General features: G+C 67.4%; 15 protein-coding genes. 8 read left to right on the forward strand and 7 right to left on the reverse strand.

All coding sequences use genetic code 11. The features are described 5' to 3' along the window. From KBY86_RS14330 to gltS, 4 genes are all read left to right on the forward strand, one after another. On the forward strand, window positions 1-285 hold a 285-nt coding region (locus tag KBY86_RS14330; RefSeq protein WP_255141618.1), incomplete at its 5' end, for a glutaminase. After that, entirely contained in the window at window positions 282-1,286 is a 1,005-nt protein-coding gene (locus KBY86_RS14335) for an AI-2E family transporter (protein WP_255141619.1), read from the forward strand. The genes KBY86_RS14330 and KBY86_RS14335, both read left to right, overlap by 4 nt. 248 nt (window positions 1,287-1,534) lie before the next feature. Further along, on the forward strand, window positions 1,535-2,002 hold the full coding sequence (locus KBY86_RS14340) for a hypothetical protein (RefSeq protein ID WP_315855870.1): 468 nt from the start codon (window positions 1,535-1,537) through the stop codon (window positions 2,000-2,002). A 45-nt stretch (window positions 2,003-2,047) separates the two neighbouring features. Then, window positions 2,048-3,238 carry a sodium/glutamate symporter gene (gene gltS / locus KBY86_RS14345; protein ID WP_094512090.1) on the forward strand — a complete coding sequence of 397 codons (1,191 nt, stop codon included), beginning with the start codon at window positions 2,048-2,050 and terminating at the stop codon, window positions 3,236-3,238. Between the two features lie 37 nt (window positions 3,239-3,275). On the opposite strand, the gene KBY86_RS14350 is transcribed toward gltS, so the two are convergent. Both KBY86_RS14350 and argJ read right to left on the reverse strand, forming a co-directional pair. Next, entirely contained in the window at window positions 3,276-6,107 is a 2,832-nt protein-coding gene (locus KBY86_RS14350) for a cyclic nucleotide-binding domain-containing protein (protein ID WP_255141620.1), read from the reverse strand. A 77-nt stretch (window positions 6,108-6,184) separates the two neighbouring features. After that, the gene (gene argJ / locus KBY86_RS14355) at window positions 6,185-7,423 is read right to left on the reverse strand and encodes a bifunctional glutamate N-acetyltransferase/amino-acid acetyltransferase ArgJ (RefSeq protein WP_255141621.1); all 1,239 of its coding nucleotides are present in this window, start codon (window positions 7,421-7,423) and stop codon (window positions 6,185-6,187) included. Between the two features lie 625 nt (window positions 7,424-8,048). Here argJ and coaE point away from each other — a divergent pair. Next, a complete protein-coding gene (coaE, locus tag KBY86_RS14360; protein WP_255100191.1) occupies window positions 8,049-8,717 on the forward strand; it encodes a dephospho-CoA kinase in 669 nt (222 codons plus the stop codon). 51 nt (window positions 8,718-8,768) lie between these two features. On the opposite strand, the gene KBY86_RS14365 is transcribed toward coaE, so the two are convergent. From KBY86_RS14365 to gatB, 4 genes are all read right to left on the reverse strand, one after another. Continuing rightward, window positions 8,769-9,590, reverse strand: coding sequence for an HpsJ family protein (locus KBY86_RS14365; protein WP_255141622.1), 822 nt, complete (start codon window positions 9,588-9,590; stop codon window positions 8,769-8,771). Between the two features lie 487 nt (window positions 9,591-10,077). Continuing rightward, entirely contained in the window at window positions 10,078-10,233 is a 156-nt protein-coding gene (locus KBY86_RS14370; protein WP_255141623.1) for a hypothetical protein, read from the reverse strand. Continuing rightward, entirely contained in the window at window positions 10,233-11,426 is a 1,194-nt protein-coding gene (locus tag KBY86_RS14375) for a hypothetical protein (protein ID WP_255141624.1), read from the reverse strand. The genes KBY86_RS14370 and KBY86_RS14375 overlap by 1 nt, the downstream gene beginning before the upstream one ends. A 589-nt stretch (window positions 11,427-12,015) precedes the next feature. Next, window positions 12,016-13,512: an Asp-tRNA(Asn)/Glu-tRNA(Gln) amidotransferase subunit GatB gene (gatB, locus tag KBY86_RS14380; protein WP_255141625.1), complete on the reverse strand. Its 1,497-nt coding sequence runs from the start codon at window positions 13,510-13,512 to the stop codon at window positions 12,016-12,018. 32 nt (window positions 13,513-13,544) lie between these two features. On the opposite strand from gatB, the gene KBY86_RS14385 reads away from it, so the two are divergent. From KBY86_RS14385 to thiO, 3 genes are read left to right on the forward strand one after another with little or no spacing between them, the layout of a single operon-like run. Then, complete coding sequence (locus tag KBY86_RS14385) at window positions 13,545-14,897, forward strand: sodium:alanine symporter family protein (protein WP_255141627.1); 1,353 nt, start codon at window positions 13,545-13,547, stop codon at window positions 14,895-14,897. Then, window positions 14,894-16,156 (forward strand): cation:proton antiporter, encoded by a 1,263-nt coding sequence (locus KBY86_RS14390; RefSeq protein ID WP_255100196.1) that lies wholly within the window; start codon window positions 14,894-14,896, stop codon window positions 16,154-16,156. Before KBY86_RS14385 ends, KBY86_RS14390 begins: the two co-directional genes overlap by 4 nt. A 27-nt stretch (window positions 16,157-16,183) precedes the next feature. Beyond that, window positions 16,184-17,338, forward strand: coding sequence for a glycine oxidase ThiO (gene thiO, locus KBY86_RS14395; protein ID WP_094512125.1), 1,155 nt, complete (start codon window positions 16,184-16,186; stop codon window positions 17,336-17,338). Here thiO and KBY86_RS14400 read toward each other — a convergent pair. Beyond that, window positions 17,293-19,185 carry an adenylate/guanylate cyclase domain-containing protein gene (locus tag KBY86_RS14400; RefSeq protein WP_255141628.1) on the reverse strand — a complete coding sequence of 631 codons (1,893 nt, stop codon included), beginning with the start codon at window positions 19,183-19,185 and terminating at the stop codon, window positions 17,293-17,295. The genes thiO and KBY86_RS14400 overlap by 46 nt on opposite strands. Between the last annotated feature and the right edge of the window lie 3 nt (window positions 19,186-19,188).

Genomic DNA, 19,188 nt, shown 5'->3' on the forward strand with positions numbered 1-19,188 from the left:
GAGCAGGTGATCGATGACATCCATTGCCAGCACGTGCTGGCGGTGCTGGTCACCGCCGGGCTCTACGAAACCTCCGGCGACTGGCTCTACGCCACCGGCCTGCCCGGCAAGAGCGGCGTGGCCGGCGGCATGATCACGGTGGCACCGGGCAAGGGTGGCCTGGCCACCTACGCGCCACCGCTCGATGAGGCGGGCAACAGCGTGCGCGGCCAGCTCACGGCCCGTTTTCTCTCGGAAGCCCTGGGCCTGAACCTGTTCGCCTCCAGGGCAGAGAGCCACCAATGATCAGCACCACGAATCTCGTGCGGTATCTCCTGCTGGTGGCCTGCGTTGGCGTCACGGTGCTGATCTTCGACTACTTCTCAGGCACGATTGCGGTGTTCACCGCTGCCGCCATCGTGGCGGCGCTGCTCAACATCCCGGTGACCTGGCTGAGCCGCTATCTGCCACGGGGATGGGCGATTGCCATCGTTTCTCTCAGCGCCCTGCTCCTCCTGATCGGTTTCGTCACCGGCATTGGCCTGCAGGTGCTGAACCAGGGCCAGGGCCTGGTGCTGGATCTGCAGAGCAGGATGAAGCAGCAGGATCTCACGCCTCTGCACGGCTACCTCGAAGCCTATGGATTCGACAGAATCACCTCCCTGCTGCAGGAGGGATTGCTGACGGGGCTGGGGTTGCTGCAGACCGTGTTCTCCGGTGTGTTCACCGGGATTTTCGGTGCGGTGATCAGCCTCTACATGTTGATCGATGGGGAGAAGCTCTGGAAAGGGTTTCTGCGGCTGATTCCGGAAGCCCACCGGGATCGTTTTGCCCACACCTTTCTGCAGAGCGTGCTGGGGTTCATTCGTGGCCAGCTGCTGCTGATGGTGTTTCTGACCGCCTCGACGGCTGTGGTTTTTCCCCTGCTGGGTGTGAAGTACAGCCTGATCCTGGCGGTGATCGTGGGGGTTCTGGATGTGATCCCCGGCATCGGTGCCACCCTCGGCATCGTGCTGGTCTCGGTGATGGTCTTTGCCTCCCAGGGAGGAGAGATCGGCCTGCGGGCCTTGATCGCTTCGCTGCTGCTCGGCCAGATTCAGGACAACATCGTGCGCCCCAGGGTGATGGGCAGGGCGATGGAGCTCAATCCGGTGCTGCTCTTTCTCTCGCTCTTCATCGGTCAGCGGGTCGCTGGTCTGCTGGGGGTGTTTCTGGCCATCCCGATCGCCGGCATGATTGCCCTCTGGCTCCATACGGAACGCCAGCAGCAGGAGGCCATCGCTCTCACACCCGCAGGCGATGAGTAGGGGCGGAGACGAGTAAGGGTGGAGCCTCTGCACTGAAGCTCCGCGCTGAACGTCTGCACTGAGCCTCTTCGCTGAAGAGTCTTGCCGCAGGCTCTGTCACGAGCAGCGAGCACCACGATCTAGGCGCTCCCCTGTGCAGGTGGCCCTCGCTCCTGGTTCCCCTCGGTTCACGGGTTCCTCGCTTCAGGTGCCGGGATCTGAGCATCTCCAGCGGACTGCCATGCTGCTGCCTGGATGCGAGCTCTCCCATGGTTTCGATGCGCCTGATCCCACCGATCCTGCTCACCGCCTTGATGGTGGCCGCCGCCAGCACCACCAGCGCCGAGGCCCGCTGCCGCTTTCTGATGCCGCTCGGCGGCAGCGGCGAGCCGGTGGTGTCCAAGCGGATCGGCCCCGACCGGCTGCTGGGCCGCACCAACTGGAACACCGATTTCATCGTGGACCAGCCCTTCCGTAGCTATCAGTTCTTCTTCACGTCGGCCTCGACCGAACGGGCCACCTTCCCAGTGGCCGCCTTCATGCGCTTCACCGATGGCACCAGCCTGCAGGTGGTGAATGAAACCCCCACCTTTGAACCGGGTACCGGCCGGAAGTTCGGCCCGTTTCAGGCGGTGCCGGGCAAGCGCACCAACCTGATGAACTTCCGGGTGGGCTCCAGCACCAGGCCCGCAGCCGTGGGTTTCAGTTACCGGATCTCCGTGCAGGGATGCGACTGAGGCGACGGCCGGCTTGAGCCACTCCTGCCCTGATCCCCACCCGCCATGCAATTCGAGAGCTTCGCCACGTTCAACATCGCCATCGTGGTGCTGGCGGTCGGCCGCTGGTTGAACCGGAAGGTGGCCTTTTTGAGGGAGTTCAACATTCCCGAGCCTGTGACCAGTGGCCTGCTGGTGTGTGTGCTGCTGGCGGTGGTTCATGCGATTTCCGGGCTGGAGATCGGTTTCAACCTGCTCACCCGTGATTTTCTGCTGCTCTATTTCTTTGCGGCGATCGGCCTCAACGCTGACATCCGCACCCTGCTCTCCGGCGGACGACCCCTGCTGATCCTGATCGCCACCACGGTGGTGTTCATGCTGCTGCAGAACCTCACCGGCATCGGCGTAGCCACAGTGCTGGGCCTGAATCCCCTGGTGGGGGTGCTGGGCGGCTCGGTATCGCTGCTGGGCGGCCACGGCACCGCCATCGCCTGGGCTCCCCGCTTCGCGGAAACGCATGGCATCAGCAATGCGTTGGAAATCGGCGTGGCCTGCGCCACCTTCGGCCTGGTGCTCGCCTCGCTGATGGGCGGGCCGATCGCCCGGCTGCTGATCCAGCGCAACAAGCTCCAGCCCACTCCCTGCGTGGTGGAAGACGCCGCCGCCGAGAGCAACGCGCTCGAACGGGTCACCTACTTCACGCTGCTGCGGACCCTCTTCTGGCTCAACATGAGCCTGGGCCTGGGTGAACTGCTCTTCGAGGGATTGCAGGCCGTGGGCAGCAATCTGCCCCTGTTCGTGTGCTGCCTGTTCGCGGCGATCTTTCTGACCAACACCGTGCCGCGGTTGGTGAAGGTGCGCGAGCTGGCGCCGGCACGATCCCTGGCCATCGTGTCCGACATCGCCCTGGGCATCTTCCTGACAATGTCGCTGATGAGCCTGCAGCTGTGGACCATCGCCTCGCTGGCGGGCCCGATCATCGCCATCCTCACCGCCCAGTTCGTGGTGTCGTTCCTATTCGCGCTGTTCGTGGTGTTCCGTGTGATGGGCCGCGATTACGAAGCGGCCGTGATCTGCGCCGGTTTCGGCGGCATTTCACTTGGGGCCACACCCACGGCGATGGCGAACATGTCGGCGGTGGCGCAAAAGTATGGGGCGGCACGGCGGGCGTTCATCGTGGTGCCGCTGGTATCGGGCTTCTTTGTGGACATCAGCAATGCGGTGATCATCCAGCGCTTCCTGAATGTGTTCGGCTGATCCAGTGGGCACAGTGCTCGCAGGGGGGTGACGGCGCTCAGCCGGCCACCGCAGCAGGCAGGGTGCCCATGAAGCGCTGCAGCTGACGCGTTTCGAGTTCGAGCACGCGCTTGGCGAAGTCCTGATCGCGATCGAGCAGGGCATCGAAGCCATCCACTGGCACCGCCAGCAGGCGTGTGCCCTCCTGCGCCGCCGTGATCGTGTTCTCGGTGGCGCTGTGGGTGAGCACCTCGAGCTCATCGAGCATCTGGCCCGGCCGGAAGCGCTCCTGCCGGGTGCCTGGGCCATCAGCGCTGGGGTCGCCATCGCGGTAGTGCACCAGGGCTTCGCCTTCGATCAGCAACAGCAGTTCGCGGCAGGTGTCGCCGGTTTCGGTGATCAGGGCGCCGGCGCTGTAACGGCGCAGCTCAGAGACCTCCGCCAGGGCGTTGATGGTGTCGAGGTGGAGGCCGCGGAACGCCTCGCAGGTGGCCAGCACCACCCGCTTTTCGAGCTCAGGGCAGGCCTCGAGGCTGGACGGCGTATCGCCCTGGGCCAGCAGGCGCTCGGCCGTGCTTGCCAGCAGCGGGGCGGACGCGCCACCGCGCAGCGCCGCTGCCTGGGCCTGGCCCTTCGGGCCGTCCAGCCGGGCGATCAGGAACAGGGCGGACGCCTGGATCAGCGGGTTGCGGTCCTGCAGCAGGGTGTCGAGGTGGTGCAGGGTGACCGGCAGGGGAACCACCAGCGAGCAGCTGGCGCCTGTGCCCGGCTGGGTGAGTGCCGCCAGCACCTCCGCCGGCAGGCGCTCCTGCCACGGCTCCTGCTCCAGCAGCTCCAGCAGCACCAATGGCGAGAGCTTCTGCAGATCTGCCACCAGGGCGGGCACGGCAGGATCCTGCTGCAGGGTGGCCAGGGCCCACAGGATCGCCCGCAGGCTCAGCTGCTCCCGGTGGCGGATGTGCCCGCTGAGCAGGGCGCGCACCACCGGCGCCTCCGGCAGCGACGGCTGCTGCAGGGCGCGGAAGGCCTCGATCAGTTCCGGCAGGCGCTGCAGCAGCACCTCAGCCTTCTGGGCGGCGCTGGCCTGCGGCGACAGCCCGCCCAGAATCTCCTCCTCCTCCGCGGCGGTGATGCCGTAGCGGCGACGCAGCGAGCGGATCGCCTTGGTATCGCCCTGCTCCTGCGCACGGCTCTGCAGCCGCATCAGTCGATCGAGCGACTTGCGGTAGCCGCTGAGCCGCACCTGATCCTCCAGGCTGCGGCGGTTGGCGGGATCGAGCAGGGTGGGATCCTCCACCCCCAGCTCTTCGAGCAGCTGCTCGTGCTCCTCATCGGAGATGCCGAGCTCGCGGCGCATCTGCTGCAGCACCTCCAGGCTGGTGGCCACACTCACGTAGCCCTCCTCAAGCGCCTCACGCACCACGCCCTTGTAGGCCTCGTGGCGTTTCTCGCTGCTGAAGCCCGGCAGCACCTTGGCCAGCACATACACCTCGTGGGCGTTGAGGTCGCCGAGGGTGCGGCCATCGAGGAAGCGGCCCACATCGAGCTGGAGGCGCTCCAGTTGCTTGCGGAAGCGGCTGGCCAGGTTCTCGCGGCTGTAGATCTCGGGGTTGCGGCGCCAGGCCTTGTACACCCACAGCGTGCTGAAGGCCACCAGGGCGCCGTCGAAGAGGTATTGCACCCAGGGCGGCAGCAGCCGCAGCAGCGGCCGACCCGCAAACAGAAAAAAGAAGTTGAACACCAGAAAGGTGGCCACCACAAAGATGCGGTGGCGGAGCTGCTCCGGCGACAGCGGCATGGCACCGCTGCGGGCGGCAAGGCGCCGTTCGCGGGAGCGCGCACCGGCTTCGATCCAGCGCCCCACCACCACCCCCAGCCAGGTGAACAGCCCCAGCACCAGGGGCACCGCCACCAGGCGGGGGATGGGGATGGCCTGGCCGAACAGGAACAGTCCGGGGCTGAGCAGGGTGGCGAGCTGGTCGCTCTGGCGGACCCAGATCCCGGAGAAGTAGTACTCCCAGTTGCCGGCGTACAGGTAGTAATAGAGGAAGTAGCCCAGCACCAGCCCCACATAGCCATAACGCTCGAAGGCGAAGGCCGGTGTGGTGATCCGCGCCCAGTACATGCGCTCGGCGTCGATGTCGATGCAGGGTTGCTGGCAGGCCACACAGGCGCTCTGCTCGCTGCCATCGGGCAGCGTGGTGCGGCACATCGACTGGGTGATCGGCTGCTCGCTCAGGTGCGCCTTGCTGCCCAGCAGCCCGGAGGGGGCGGAGAACACGCTCTGCACCGGCGCCATCGGGCAGAAGTACTGGCACCAGGCCTTGCCGCCGTACAGCCAACCCACCAGCATCGCCACTGCGATCGTGCCCAGCAGCCAGGCGGCCAGCACCAGGCGATCCGCATTGAAGAAAAGGATGCGGCCGCAGAGGCCCGCGAACAGCCAGCCGAACTGCACGCTCGAGTAGTGGCGGGCCAGCCAGGAATCGGCGGGCACCTTGGCCAGCTGGGGGCGCCGCTCGCCGGTGCGGGGATTGAGCTTGGCGATCTGGCGCTGCAGGCCCAGGGCGCGAGGGATCTGGGAGAGGAAGGAGAGCGGGCAGATGCGTCGCCACAGCTCATGGCCGAACACCAGCAGGATGAAGATTCCCGAGGGCACCACCGCCCCCCAGAAGAGGGTGGTGCCGAGCGGATAAGGCTGCTCGCCCAGGCAGCGGTCCTGCACCGGCACGCAGGCCTCACTCAGACGCAGCGGGCTCCAGGGGTGGCCCGGATCGGTGAGCGCGGCGCTCCAGGGGTCGAAGAACAGCGAGGCGATGATCAACAGCCAGCCGGTGGTGAGAATCCAGCGGATGACATGCATCCGGGATTCACGCAGCTGAATCGCCATCGGGCCAGGAATCGGTGCGCTGACCTTAGCGATCTAATGCCGGCAAGATTCGCGCAAACCGCTAGTGCCAGCGGGATTCAGGTGGTGTAGTCGGCGTTGATGCGCACGTATTGATCCGAAAGGTCGCAGCCCCAGGCCAGGCCGTGGCCGGGGCCGTCGCCCACCACCAGCCGGATGGCCACGGTGTCGTCATCGAGATAGGCGCCGGCGGCGCGATCGGCCATGTAGCGGGAGGCGGCCGGGCGATCGAAGGGCAGGGGCTGGCCAGCGGCCATCAGTTGGTGCGTCCCCAGCCAGAGCGCCACGGCCTCGGGATCGAAGGGCACGTCGGCGCGGCCCGCCGCCGCCACGATGCGGCCCCAGTTCGGATCGCGGCCGTGGATGGCGCACTTCACCAGCGAGGAGCCGCAGATGGTGCGGGCGATGGCGCGGGCGCCGGCCTCGCTGGCGGCCCCTTCCACCTGCACCTCGATCAGGCAGCTGGCACCTTCGCCGTCGCGGGCGATCGCCCGGGCCAGGTGCTGCGACACCGCCGTGAGGCCGGCCTCCAGCGCCTCGTAGTGCTCTGGGCTCAGGGGTTCACCGGCGGCAAAGGCCAGGTACGTGTCGTTGGTGCTGGTGTCGCCGTCCACCGTGATCGCGTTGAAGGAGCGGTCGACCGCCCGCTGCACCATGCCCCGCCACAGCTCGGCCGGCACGCCGGCATCGCAGCTGAGATAGCCCAGCATGGTGGCCATGGCGGGGTGGATCATCCCCGAGCCTTTGGCCATGCCGCCGAGGCGCACGCGCCGCCCGCCCAGGTTGGCCTCCAGGGCGATCTGCTTGTCAACCAGATCGGTGGTGAGGATCGCCGTGGCGGCGGCGGCGCCCCCCTCGGGGCTGAGGGCCGCCACCAGCGGATCGAGGCCCGCGATCAATGGGTCCATCGGGATCGGCACGCCGATCACCCCGGTGGAGCAGATCAGCACCTGCTCCGGCGCCAGCTCCAGCCGGGCGGCGAGGGCGGCGGTGGCGGTGAGGCTGTCGGCCAGGCCGCGCGCGCCGGTGCAGGCGTTGGCCTGGCCTGAATTGGTGAGCACGGCGCGGGCCCGGCCGCCGCTGGCCGCCAGCCGCTGCTCACAGAGATCCACGCAGGCGGCGCGCACCCGGTTGGTGGTGAAGCTGCCGGCGCACACCGCCCCTGCCGGTGCCAGCAACAGGGAGAGATCGGGCTTGCCGGAGGCCTTCAGCCCGGCCGTGCTGCCGGCCGCCAGGAAACCGCTGGGGGCGGTGAGACCGCCGGGCACGGGCTGCCAGGGGGCGGGGATGCGGGTCATGGGGCGCCTGTTGGAGCTGTTGCCATCTTCGGGGGCGGCAGGCGGCCAGCCGGGGGCGCGGGGCCTGGTCAAACCACTTGAGCACATGATGAAAAGCATGCAGCCACACCCTGGCCGGCATGAACTGGCATGAACTTGAGTGGTCTTTGGCGCTAGCTTGTTCCGCAGCCATAGTCATTTATTTCGACACAAAAGCCGGTGACCTGAGATTGTTTTCAGGTGGCGATTGAACGAAACCGAACACTGTTGACATCTGATTATGGCTGGCTTTAGAGTGATTCTGTCGAAACTGCACTCAAGCGCGATGTGCCGGGTGCTTTCCGGAGAGAAAATGCCGTCGATCAAGGGTTGTCCGATCGAGCAGTTCAATACTGAGCTCATCACTGCGCACTTCACGATCGAAACAGTCAATGAATCTGATGGCACGAATGCGTAAGGATGGGCTGGCTGGTTTACAGCCTCGCTGGAACGATGGCTATCCGCTAACAGGATGCCGGTGGGTTCACCGTTCAACTCTTCAAGCACATGCTGCGTCAGCTGACTGCTCGAGTTCCCCGAAGCGAGCCGTTGAGGGCCGGCGTGAGGCCAACGCTCCACAGCCACCCTGCGACTTGAGGCGAGCCTGATGGCCACACACCAGCGCCGCATCGGCCTCACCGGCGGCATCGCCACGGGCAAGAGCACCGTGGCCCAGTTGCTGCAGGCCCGCTTCGCAGTGCCGGTGCTTGATGCTGACCTCTTCGCCAGGGAGGCGCTCGCTCCCGGAACCGCCGGCAGCCAAGCCGTGGTGGCACGCTTCGGCACCCAGGTGCTGGTGCCGCGGCAGGGCGAAGACGGCGGTGCCGAAGGTGCTGAAGGTGCCGCAGCAGATCCCGCTGAGACGCTCGATCGGCGGGCTCTCGGTCGGCTGGTGTTCAGCGATCCAGTGGAGCGCCGTTGGCTGGAAGGATTGGTGCACCCGCTGGTGCGCCAGCGCTTTACCCAGGAGCTGGCGGGCCTTGCAGAGGAACCGGCCGTGGTGCTGATGATCCCTCTCCTGTTCGAGGCCGGCCTGGAGTCGCTTTGCTCGGAAATCTGGTTGGTGGACTGTGAACCAGCCGAACAACGGGCACGTCTGCTGGCGCGCGATGGCACCACGGCTGCCGACGCCGACGCCAGGATCGCTGCCCAGTGGCCGCTGGAGCGCAAGCGCTCGCTTGCCGATGTGCTGATCGACAACCGCCAAGGCGCCGAAAGCCTGGCGAGCCAGCTGGGGCGGGCGCTCGGGCTGGAGGCAACGGGCGAAAGGCGCTAAGCCCTTGCTCGCCTGTGAAAACTGGCTGGAGCCGCAGCAGGCTGGAAGCGCTTAACGCCGGGTGGTGACGGAGGAGGCCGGCACGCGAGACGGCACGAGGTCATGCGAACGCGGGCGGGAAAAAACGCCCATGAAGCTTCGGCACCGCCGTGCGCTCGCAGGACGGCACTGGAGCGCGCCTAGCGCGAAGGCAAAGGCAAAGGCCAGCCCGGACACGCCAATCCGGATGCCGTTCTGTACCAGCTCCATGATCCCCTTCTGATCGGGGCCACGCAATTTCTGGTCCATCACCGCCTGGGTGCGGTCAAGATTGCGCAGGGTCTGGGTGCGTAGGGCCGCGATCGGCTGATCCAGCTGCTGATCGTTGATGGCCGGGCCCCGCAGCAGCCGCATCTCTCGCTGCAGCTCCTGGGGCGTGGTGGCCTCACCGACGGCGCTGCGCAGGGCCACGAACGTGGCTTCGGTGCTAGCCCTGCGTTGGGCGAGCTGATCAGCATCTGCGGTGAACAGTGTCCACAGAGCGGTGGCCTGCAGCGGGACCAGCAGGACGAAGCCCAAGGCCGCCACTAGGGCCCGCTGCCGCGCCGTGGCCAATCGCACCGTGTAGCGGGAGCGCTCCGGATCGAGATGGGCCGCCCCATGCAGCAGCAGAAAGCCCACGAGAGCCAGGGGAGCGGCCTGGATCACACCGCCGACCACTCGCAGCTGCCAGGTGGGATTGGTGGGATCGAGCGGCAGGAACAGCGTGAGGGCGCTGATCGCGAACACCACGAATAGACACGAAGCGGCGCCATCCAGAACGGCGCTGACGGCAACCGGCTGCCCCGCTGGGCGGGAGAACGGGGCGGGGAGGCCGGGGCGAGCGGTGGTCACGTGGGGTTCGCTGCGGAGATTCGTGAAAGGGCCGGCGGGTGCTGCACCCCTGAGGGCGGAAGCGCCGTGGAGTCGACGGCCAGCCTTCAGGTGTGAACTGAGAGACCCACTCTCATGGATCTTTCAGGACATGGGCCGCCTGAGGAGGGCTGCAGTCGGACAATGGCCGGAAGAGTGGGCCAATCGCCAGGAAACATACATGGTTTTCTCAGACTTTGCAAACCCTTTCATCATGCGTTGCTTCAGGCCGGACCATGGCGAGCCAGCCAGAGGGGATGCGAGCTGTGATGCAGCGTCGTGGTGGGGGAGGCCCTCCTACCGGAGGTGGGACGCCACGGCTCCTGACCGGCGACTCCATCCGCCACCCGCGCTCAGCACGCCTGAAGGAACAGCCGACGCAACTGGCTGTGCGGCTAGAAGAGCCGCTGGACCCCAACGCCAGAGGCTCAGCAGGACAGCAGGCCCAGCGAGGCTTCAGGCTCGGACCTCAGCCGTTCAGCTTGGCGATCAGGATGATGAGCTTCGGGCCATCGTGGTTGAGTTCGTCTGCAGCATCAAGTTCCTGGGCAACCCGCAGGCGGTCGGCATCAGGTTGCGCTAAGGCACGCTGAGCGATGGTCTGGAGGGCGAGGCGGGCGTTCATTACAGCAGTCCGCTCAGCGTGTAGCCGCCGAGAGATCCGTAGTCATCGAAGCCGGTGCTATTGACGCCGGTGAAGCTGCCCTCCCCCACACCATCCACGCGGACAAAATACGTACCAGCCGATAGGTTTAGATCAGTAAAAGCTGCGCCTTTGCTGTTGGTTGGCGATGACGTGAACGCCACGGTGCCGTTGCTGCTGAGAATGTCCATCTGTAAGTTGAGGCCGCTTACGTCGTCGGTCGCGCCGAAGGCAATCTGCGTTTGAGGGGAAGAAGCGACAGCACCAGCGGGATCAACCCGAAGACTGAGCGGCCCGCCGTTCCATTGGAACCTAAAAATGTCCACGTCATTTCTGGTGCCGATGGTGCCAGATACAAACCGACCGTCACCCACACTGCGAGTGGGCAATGCGCCGGTGATCGTGTCCGCGAAATCGTCAGGCCTTGCGCCGAGTCGGGCCGTCAGGGCTGCCACTTCATCGACAGAGTTTGAAGCGGCGCGACCGTTCCTGAAATAGCTGCCCTGGCTCCACTGCGGAAACACATTCACGCCGACTGGGGCTTTCCCCATGTATGGAACCCAGCGATTACCAGCCGCCGTTAGGTGCCCGTCGTAATACTCCTCGGCTGCTTGCGTGCTGGAAGCCAGCAGGCCTTTGTGCCGAAAGTCAAGCGTGTGGCCGATTTCGTGAACAGCGAAAAAACCCACTGTGCTAACCGTCAGCGGTAGGTTTGTGCTCCGTGGGTTTGTGTTCCACTGAACGGCGGCGATAGGGTTGCTGATTGCGCTTCTGAATGAGTTTGACCGGGCAATTCCAGGCACGCCAAAAAGGCCAAGGCCGTTTCTGGTCATGGTTCCCCCAACCAGCAGCCTCCCGGCATAGGGTCCGGCGCCGGGGAATGGATTGGGGTCCGTCGTGAACCTGACGTTGAACGGAGCGTAAGCGCTGTCGAGGGCCTCAAGCACCTGGCGACGCTGATCCAGCGTGTAGTTGCTGTTTGTTGCCTGATAGCGAGACACAGTTGTGGTTTCAGTCGGCCCGGTTACGTGGCCGTCAAAATCGACGTGAACCCAAGGGATGCCTGCGGTAATGCTGTTGCCTGATGGGCGAGCAGTGGTCAGCGTGCCGGGGTTGGTGATCCAGTTACTGAAATGCTGATCGTGGCTGGCACGAATGTCGGAAGCTGCAGGCATGACTAATCAGATGGTGCTTTTCGTGAAAGGGCCGGCGGGTGCTGCACGACTGAGGGCGGAAACGCCGTGGAGTCGACGGCTGGCCTTCAGGCGTGAACTGAGAGACCCGCTCTCATGGATTTTTCAGGACATGGGCCGCCTGAGGAGGGCTGCAGCCGGGCAATGACCGGAAGACTGTGCCAATCGACACCAAACATACATGGTGCTCTCAGGTTTTGCAAACCTTTTTCTCAGGCTTTGCTTCAGGCCGGACCACGGCGAGCCAGCAAGAGGGGAGGCGAGCTGTGATGCAGCGTCGTGGCGGGGGGCCTCCTACCGGAGGTGGGACACCACGGCACCTGACCGGCGACTCCATGAGTCACCAGCGCTCAGCACAGCTGAAGGACCAGCCGACGCGACTGGCTGTGCGGCGAGAAGAGCCGTTGGACCCCAACTCCAGAGGCTGAGCAGGACAGCAGGACAGCAGGCCCAGCGAGGCTCAAAGCTCAGCGCCAAGCAGCCCCAGCGACCCAGCAGACTCTTCCCCTCTGGCGGTGGACCCAGGGAGCGTCCAGGCCCGAAACACTCAGCGAGGCTTCAGGCTCGGACCTCAGCCGTTCAGCTTGGCGATCAGGATCTGGTTGGCGAGCTTGGGGTCGGCCTTGCCGCCGGTGCGCTTCATCAGCTGCCCCACAAAGAAGCCCTGCAGTTTGTTCTTGCCGCCACGGAAGGCAGCCACTTCCTCGGGATGGGCCGCCAGCAGCTCCTCGACGATCGCCGTGATCGCCGCCGGGTCACTGATCATGCCGAGGCCCCGTTCGGCCACGATCGCCTTGGTGGAGCCGCCCTTCTCCAGCAGCTCCGGCAACAGTTCCTTGGCAATCTTGCCGCTGATCACCCCGGATTCGATCAGCTGAACCATCTCAGCCAGCTGCTCCGGCTTGAGCGGCAGCTCTGCCAGCGAGAGGCGATTGGCATTCACATAGGCGGCGATGTCGCCGGTGACCCAGTTGGCCACGCCTTTGGGATCGGCGCCGGCCGCCACCGCCGCTTCGAAGTATTCGGCCATCCCCCGCTCTTCGGTCAGCACGCGGGCGTCGTAGATCGACAGCCCCAGCTGCTCGGCGTAGCGGTGACGCTTGGCGGCCGGCAGCTCGGGCAGTTCGGCCCGCCAGGCCTCGCGCCGCGCCGGAGTGACCTCGATCGGGCCGAGATCGGGCTCGGGGAAGTAGCGGTAGTCGCTGCTGCCCTCCTTGCTGCGCATGCTCTTGGTGAGCTGCTTGCTCTCATCCCACAGCCGCGTTTCCTGGTGGATCGGCTCACCAGCCTCGATCGCCTTGATCTGGCGCGCGATCTCGTAATCGCAGGCTTTCTGGATGGCGGAGAAGGAGTTCATGTTCTTGATCTCCACCTTCACGCCGAACGGTTCATCGGGCCCGCGGCGCACGGAGATGTTGACGTCGCAGCGCAGCGAACCTTCCTGCATGTTGCCGTCGCTGACGCCTAGATAGCGCATGATCCGGCGGATCTCGGAGGCGTACTCCGCCGCCTCCCGGCCGGTGCGCAGATCGGGCTTGCTGACGATCTCGGCCAGCGCCACACCGGCGCGGTTGTAATCCACCAAGGAGTGGGTGCTGCCCGCCAGACGGTCGCTGCCGGCGTGCACGAGCTTGCCGGCGTCTTCCTCCATGTGGAGCCGTTCGATGCCGATCGTCTTCAGGTAGGTGTCCTTGCCCTTCTCGGCCACTTCCACCTCGATCCAGCCGTTTTCGGCGATCGGCTGATCGAACTGGGAGATCTGGTAGTTCTTCGGCAGATCGGGATAGAAATACTGCTTGCGGTCGAACTTGCTGTGCTCGGCCACCTGCAGATTGAGCGCCAGGGACGCCTTCACCGCATACTCCAGCACCTTCTCATTGAGCACCGGCAGCGTGCCCGGCAGGCCCAGCACCACCGGGTCGATGTGGGTGTTGGGGTCGTCGCCGAAGCTGGTGGAGGCGGCCGTGAAGATCTTGCTGGCGGTGCCGAGCTGCACGTGGGTTTCCAGGCCGATCACGGCCTCCCAGGCTCCGGTTGCTTCAGCGTGTGCCGTCCCATCAGCCACCATGAGCCCATCGCCTGCCAATCAGGGCCGATCCTATGGAACTGGTTGCAACGATCCACCAGTTTGTCTGGGACCTCCTGGTGGACTGGGTGTGCTTCGTGGCGGTATTCCTCTGCCTGGGGCTCAACTTCGCGCCCTGGCGGCTGATTCCCTTCGGCCTGCGCCAGCTCTGGCGGGCCCTGCGCCACCCCGGCCCCGCGCCTGGGGCTGCAGAGGGCGAGCTGGACAGCTGGAGCGCCTTTCTGGTGACTCTTGGCGGCACCGTGGGGATCGGCAACATCACCGGCGTGGCGCTGGGGATCAGCCTGGGCGGGCCCGGGGTGCTGGCCTGGCTGTGGGCGGTGTCGCTGGTGGGCATGGCCCTCAAGTTTGCGGAGACGGTTCTGGCCGTCCAGTTCCGCCGCCCCCTGGCCGATGGCAGCGTGCTGGCGGGGCCGATGCTCACCATCCGCCGCGGCCTGCACCGGCGCTGGCGCTGGCTGGCGACGGTGTTCGCAGCGATGACCGTGGTCTCCGCCTTCGGTTCCTCCAACGGCCTGCAGGTGCGCCAGCTGGCCCGGGTGATGGCCCTCGACCTGGGCAGTCCGCCCCTGCTCACCGGCCTGGTGGTGGCCCTGGCCACAGCGGCGGTGATCAGTGGCGGACTGAACCGCGTCGCCCGCGTGGCCGTGGTGCTGGTGCCGCTGATGGTGCTGGGCTACGGCCTGGCCATGGCGGTGCTGCTGCTGGACCACCTCGACCAGCTGAAGCAGGTGCTCGTACAGGTGCTGGACGGAGCCCTCGCCCCCAGCGCCATCGCCGGCGGCAGCGTGGCGGTGACGGTGAGTGCCGCCGTGCGCCTGGCGGTGTTCTCCAATGAGGCCGGCACCGGCAGCGCCGCCATCGTGCAGGCCACCGCCTGGCCCGCCGATCCGCTCCGCCAGGGCACGGTGGCCATGCTGGGAAACCTGGTGGACACCGCCGTCTGCAGCGCAATCGGCCTGCTGGTGATCGCCAGCGGCGCCTACCGCAGCGGCGGCGATCCGTTCAGCGTGGTGAACGCCGCCATGACCTGGGCACGACCCGGCTCACTCTGGATCAGCCACCTGGCGCTGGTGCTGTTCGCCTTCAGCACCATCCTCACCGCCAGCGTCGTGGCGGAGCGCTGTCTGGTGTTTCTTACAGGCCTGCGCTGGCGGCCACTGTTCCGCGGCTGCTGGTGCGGCGCCCTGGTGCTGCTGGCCCCCGGCAGCGGCGATGGACTGTGGCAGGTGGCCGAACTGCTGGAGGCCCTGGTGGTGCTGCCCAACCTGCTCTGCCTGCTGCTGCTCTCCCCGTTCCTGTTCCACTGGTTCGCCGCGCTGCCCAAGCCGCTGCCCCCAACCCCCACCCCTGGCCACCACCCATGACCGCAACCGGGCCCATAGCCACCGGCCTGCAGATTCCGCTGCATGGCCTGCTCGCCGCCATCGCCGTGACCTACCTGGCCACCCTGGTGGCCAGCCGGCTGGCCCTGCAGCTGCGGGTGCCTGCCATCCTCGGCATCCTGGTGCTGGGGGTCGCCATCCAGCCCAGCGCCGGACTGTTGACGGTGCAGGCGGTGGAGGCCCTGCACACCGTGACCCTGAGCATGCTGCTGTTCGTGGCCGGGCTCAACTCCGACACCCAGCACATCCGGGGCTTCCTGGGCTACGGCGTGCTGCTGGCGGTGGGCGGCGTGGCCGTGTCGTCGCTGCTGCTCGGAGGCCTGATCTGGGCGGTGTTCCATGGTCTGGGCCAACCCATGCCCCTGAGCGTGGCGCTGCTGGTGGCAGCCTGCCTCGGCTCCACCGACGCCGGCGCCACCCTCAGCGTGCTGCGGGTGGTGCAGGACCGCATTCCGGTGCGGGTGCGCTCACTGCTGGAGTTCGAGTCGTCGGTGAACGATCCCGCGGCGATCCTGTTCCTGTTTCTGATCGTGGGGCTCACCGGCCAGGGGGGCAGCGAAGGTGGAGCCCTGCTGGATCAGCTCCAGGCCTTTATCAAGAGCGTGGGGAGCGGCATCCTGGTGGGCCTGATTCTCACCTATCTGGCCCAGTACGCGCTGAATCACCTGATCACCAGCAAGGACCAGATCCTGGTGGTGGGCATCTCCATCGCCCTGGCTTCCTACGGCTTCGCCACCCTGCTGGAGGGCTCCGGCTTCATCGCCACCTACGTGACGGGTCTGTTTCTGGCCAACAACATCTACGAGAACAAGCTGATCACGCCGGAACTGCTCGAGCACAGCCTGGAGCCCTTCAACACCACCATGCAGATCACGGTGTTTCTGCTGTTCGGTGTGCTGATCGATGCCAGCAGCCTCCCTGGCGCCGCCCTGCCCGGAGCGCTGGTGGCCCTCGGACTGATGCTGCTGGCCCGGCCATTGAGCGTGTGGGTGTTTCAGCCCTGGTCGCCCTTCGACTGGCAGGCAGGCGTGTTGATCGCCTGGTGCGGACTGCGCGGGGCGGTGCCGATCGCCCTGGGCTACAGCGTGACCCAGGTCCTGCCCTCCCTGCCCGGCATCCCCCCCGCCGAGCTGCCCCGGCTGGAGGATCTGGTGGAGGGACTGATCTTCGTGGTGGTGTTCCTCAACCTCAGCCTGCAGGGCCTGAGCCTGCCCTGGCTGTGCCGCCGGCTGGAACACTAGAGAGCTGTGCGATCTCCCCGCCCAGCCATGCCGGCAGCGGCCAGCGACCCACTCCTGATCCTCGGCGGTGGCCTGATCGGCCTGGCCGTCGCCCATCAATGTGCCCGTCGGGGTCTGGCGGTGAAGGTGCTCAGCCGCCGGCGCAGCGAGGCGGCCGGCTTCGTGGCCGCCGGCATGCTCGCCCCCCATGCCGAGGGACTCAGCGGCCCGCTGCTCGCCCTCGGCCAGGCCAGCCTGGAGCAAATTCCGACCTGGGTGGCCCAGATCGAAGCCGACAGCGGCCTGCGCTGCGGCCTGCGTGCCTGCGGCATCGTGGTGCCCTTCCGTTCCGTCGGTGAGCGCGACACCTACCCAACGGCCGCGCTGGGGGAAGCGCTCGATCGCACGCGGCTGGAGGCGGAGGTGCCCGGCATCGGACCCAGCTTCCAGGCCGGCCTGTTGTTCGCCCAGGACGGCCAGATCGACAACCGCCGCCAGCTGATGCGGGCCCTGGAGCGCGCCTGCGTGGAGCGGGGTGTGGCCTTCGAGGAGGGTGCCGAGGTGCTGGAACTGCTGCACGATCGCCGCCTCACCGGCGTGCGACTGCGGGGCGCCGACGGGGAGGAGCGGCGCCTGGCCTGCCAGCAGGCGGTGCTGGCCTGCGGCGCCTGGAGCGCCGACCTGCTGCCCGCGCTTCCGGTCCATCCAGTCAAGGGGCAGATGCTGTCGCTGCAGGGACCGCGCCAGGCGCTGCGGCGGGTGGTGTTCGGCCCCGGGACCTACCTGGTGCCGCGTGACGACGGCCTGGTGGTGGTGGGGGCCACCGCCGAGCCGCAGGCCGGCTTCGCGGACGGGCTCACCCCCCAGGGGCAGCGCCAGCTTGAGGACAACCTGGCCGCCCTGCTGCCGGCCGCCGCCGGCTGGCCGCCGATGGAGCGCTGGTGGGGGTTCCGGCCCGGCACCCCGGACGAGGCGCCTTTGCTGGGGGCCGGCCCGATCGAGGGGGTGTGGCTGGCCACCGGCCACTACCGCAACGGCGTGCTGCTGGCCGCGATCACCGCCGAGCTGCTGGTGCCGCTTCTGCTGGGCTCCACCGCGGTGCCGGAACTGCTGGCCCCCTTCCGCTGGGACCGGGCTTTTGCGGGTGGCCGCGCAGATCAGCCGCCGACTTCCGCAGGCCGCACCGCCGGGCCGAGGGTGTAGATCGGCAGCGCCTCCATCCCCTTCACCGGCCGTTCCCCCAGCCCCTGGACCGGCAGCACCTCCGCCACCAGATCGGCGGTGGCCTGATCGAACAACAGGCCGGCGTCCACTTGGCGGGTGAGCCCCTCCAGGCGGCTGGCCAGGTTGACCGTGTCGCCGATCACGGTGAATTCGAGCCGCTGGGGGCTGCCGATCTGGCCCACGATCACCGCGCCGCTGGCGAGGCCGATGCCGCTGGCGAAGGGCGGCAGGCCCTCTTCGGCCCAGCGGGCGTTGAGCTGCGCCAGTGCGGCCTTCATGGCGGTGGCACAGCGCAGCGCGGCCAGAGCCTCTGCCTGCTGGCCCCGGCTGAGCGGAGCGCCGAACACCGCCATCACCGCATCACCGATGAACTTGTCGATGGTGCCGCCGTGGGCGGTGATCACCTCCACCATGGCGCCGAGGTAGCGGTTGAGCTGCTGGACATGCAGCTCGATCTCGCCGTTGCTGCTGCGCAGGCGGGTGAGCTGGGTGAAGCCCTTGAGGTCGGAGAACAGCACGGTGACCGGCCGCAGCCGGCCGCGCAGCATGCCATCGGCCGCCGCCGGATCGGCCAGGATCTCGGCCACCACACTGGGAGCCACGTAGCGCTCGAAGGTGCGCCTCAGGCGCCGCCGTTCCCGCTCCTCGCGCAGGTAGGCGTCGCCGCCGTAGAGCAGGCCCAGCAGCACCAGGCCGCTCACCGGTGCCAGCAGCGGCAGCCAGCGGTGAGCGCGGGCGAGCAGCACCGCCCCCGCCGTCAGCTGCACCACCAGCACCACACCCAGGGCCAGGAGCCGCCAGCGCAGCGCCGCCACCCGCAACGCCGCCAGCGCCACCAGCAGCACCGGCAAGGCCGCCAGCAACGCCCGGGCCAGGGGGGCTTCCGGCCACGGAGCCAGCCCATCGCCCTGCAGGGAGTTGGCCGTGGCGGTAGCCAGCAGCTCCAACCCCGACAGGTTGCCGAACGGGGTGGCATTGCCTCCTTCCCCTTGCGACACCACCGGCCCCACCAGCACCAGGGCGCCCTGCACGGCAGCGCGGCGAGGATGGCGGCGCCAGCGCTCCGGGTCCAGCACCTCCCAGGCGGAAAGGCGCAGGAAGGTGCCTTCCGGGCCGTAGACGTTGAGGGCGCGGTGCTGGTCGGGTTGCAGGCTCGGCCGCCCCAGCAGCCGAAGCGCGGTGCCGGCCAAAGAGGGAAACGGCTCCACCCCATTGGCCGGCAGCAGGCCGCGGCCGTAGGCCTCGGGGTGGAAGGCCGGCGCCCCCTCCTGCTGGGGCAGAACATTGGTGAGCCCAAGCTGGGCGGGGCCGCCGATCGCAGCCATGAAGGCTTCCGGGCGCACCAGGGTGAGGCCGCTGCCTGCTTCGGGGTCCTGCGGTTCGAGCATCTCCGCCGCGAGTGCCACGCGCCCGCGCTGCTTCTCCAGCAGGCGGTTCATGGCCCGGTCGTCGCTGGTCCCCTGGCTGCTGGGGCCGGCGAACACCACATTGATCGCCACACCGGCCGCGCCTGCCTCCAAAAGCCGCTCGGCCAACAGGCCATAGGCGGTGCGGGGCCAGGGCAGGGTGCCGATGCCGCGGGCCCAGGGGGGAATGGTGGCGCGGTTCTGGCTCACGAACCAGCCACCCTGCTGCAGGGTGGCGTCATCGATCGCCACCACCACCACCGCCGCCGGTGGCTGGCGCGGACCGCGCCACAGCACCAGCTGTTGCTCGATCGAGCGCTCCCAGGCGCGCCAGCGGCCCGGTGGCCACCCCCCCAAGGCCCCCACCGCCAGCACGAGCGCCAGCGACAGCAACGGCAGCCGCCGGGTGCTCAGCTTCATCGC

Origin of the sequence: Synechococcus sp. Lug-A, assembly GCF_024345655.1 — a bacterium.
Taxonomy (GTDB): Bacteria; Cyanobacteriota; Cyanobacteriia; order PCC-6307; family Cyanobiaceae; genus MW101C3.

Coding starts and splice junctions, on each gene's coding strand:
- KBY86_RS14350 (WP_255141620.1), bottom strand. CDS start 6,107: ATGGCGATTCAGCTGCGTGAATCCCGGATGCATGTCATCCGCTGGATT.
- KBY86_RS14335 (WP_255141619.1), top strand. CDS start 282: ATGATCAGCACCACGAATCTCGTGCGGTATCTCCTGCTGGTGGCCTGC.
- KBY86_RS14375 (WP_255141624.1), bottom strand. CDS start 11,426: ATGCCTGCAGCTTCCGACATTCGTGCCAGCCACGATCAGCATTTCAGT.
- KBY86_RS14370 (WP_255141623.1), bottom strand. CDS start 10,233: ATGAACGCCCGCCTCGCCCTCCAGACCATCGCTCAGCGTGCCTTAGCG.
- argJ (WP_255141621.1), bottom strand. CDS start 7,423: ATGACCCGCATCCCCGCCCCCTGGCAGCCCGTGCCCGGCGGTCTCACC.
- gatB (WP_255141625.1), bottom strand. CDS start 13,512: ATGGTGGCTGATGGGACGGCACACGCTGAAGCAACCGGAGCCTGGGAG.
- thiO (WP_094512125.1), top strand. CDS start 16,184: ATGCCGGCAGCGGCCAGCGACCCACTCCTGATCCTCGGCGGTGGCCTG.
- KBY86_RS14390 (WP_255100196.1), top strand. CDS start 14,894: ATGACCGCAACCGGGCCCATAGCCACCGGCCTGCAGATTCCGCTGCAT.
- KBY86_RS14400 (WP_255141628.1), bottom strand. CDS start 19,185: ATGAAGCTGAGCACCCGGCGGCTGCCGTTGCTGTCGCTGGCGCTCGTG.
- KBY86_RS14385 (WP_255141627.1), top strand. CDS start 13,545: ATGGAACTGGTTGCAACGATCCACCAGTTTGTCTGGGACCTCCTGGTG.
- coaE (WP_255100191.1), top strand. CDS start 8,049: ATGGCCACACACCAGCGCCGCATCGGCCTCACCGGCGGCATCGCCACG.
- gltS (WP_094512090.1), top strand. CDS start 2,048: ATGCAATTCGAGAGCTTCGCCACGTTCAACATCGCCATCGTGGTGCTG.
- KBY86_RS14340 (WP_315855870.1), top strand. CDS start 1,535: ATGGTTTCGATGCGCCTGATCCCACCGATCCTGCTCACCGCCTTGATG.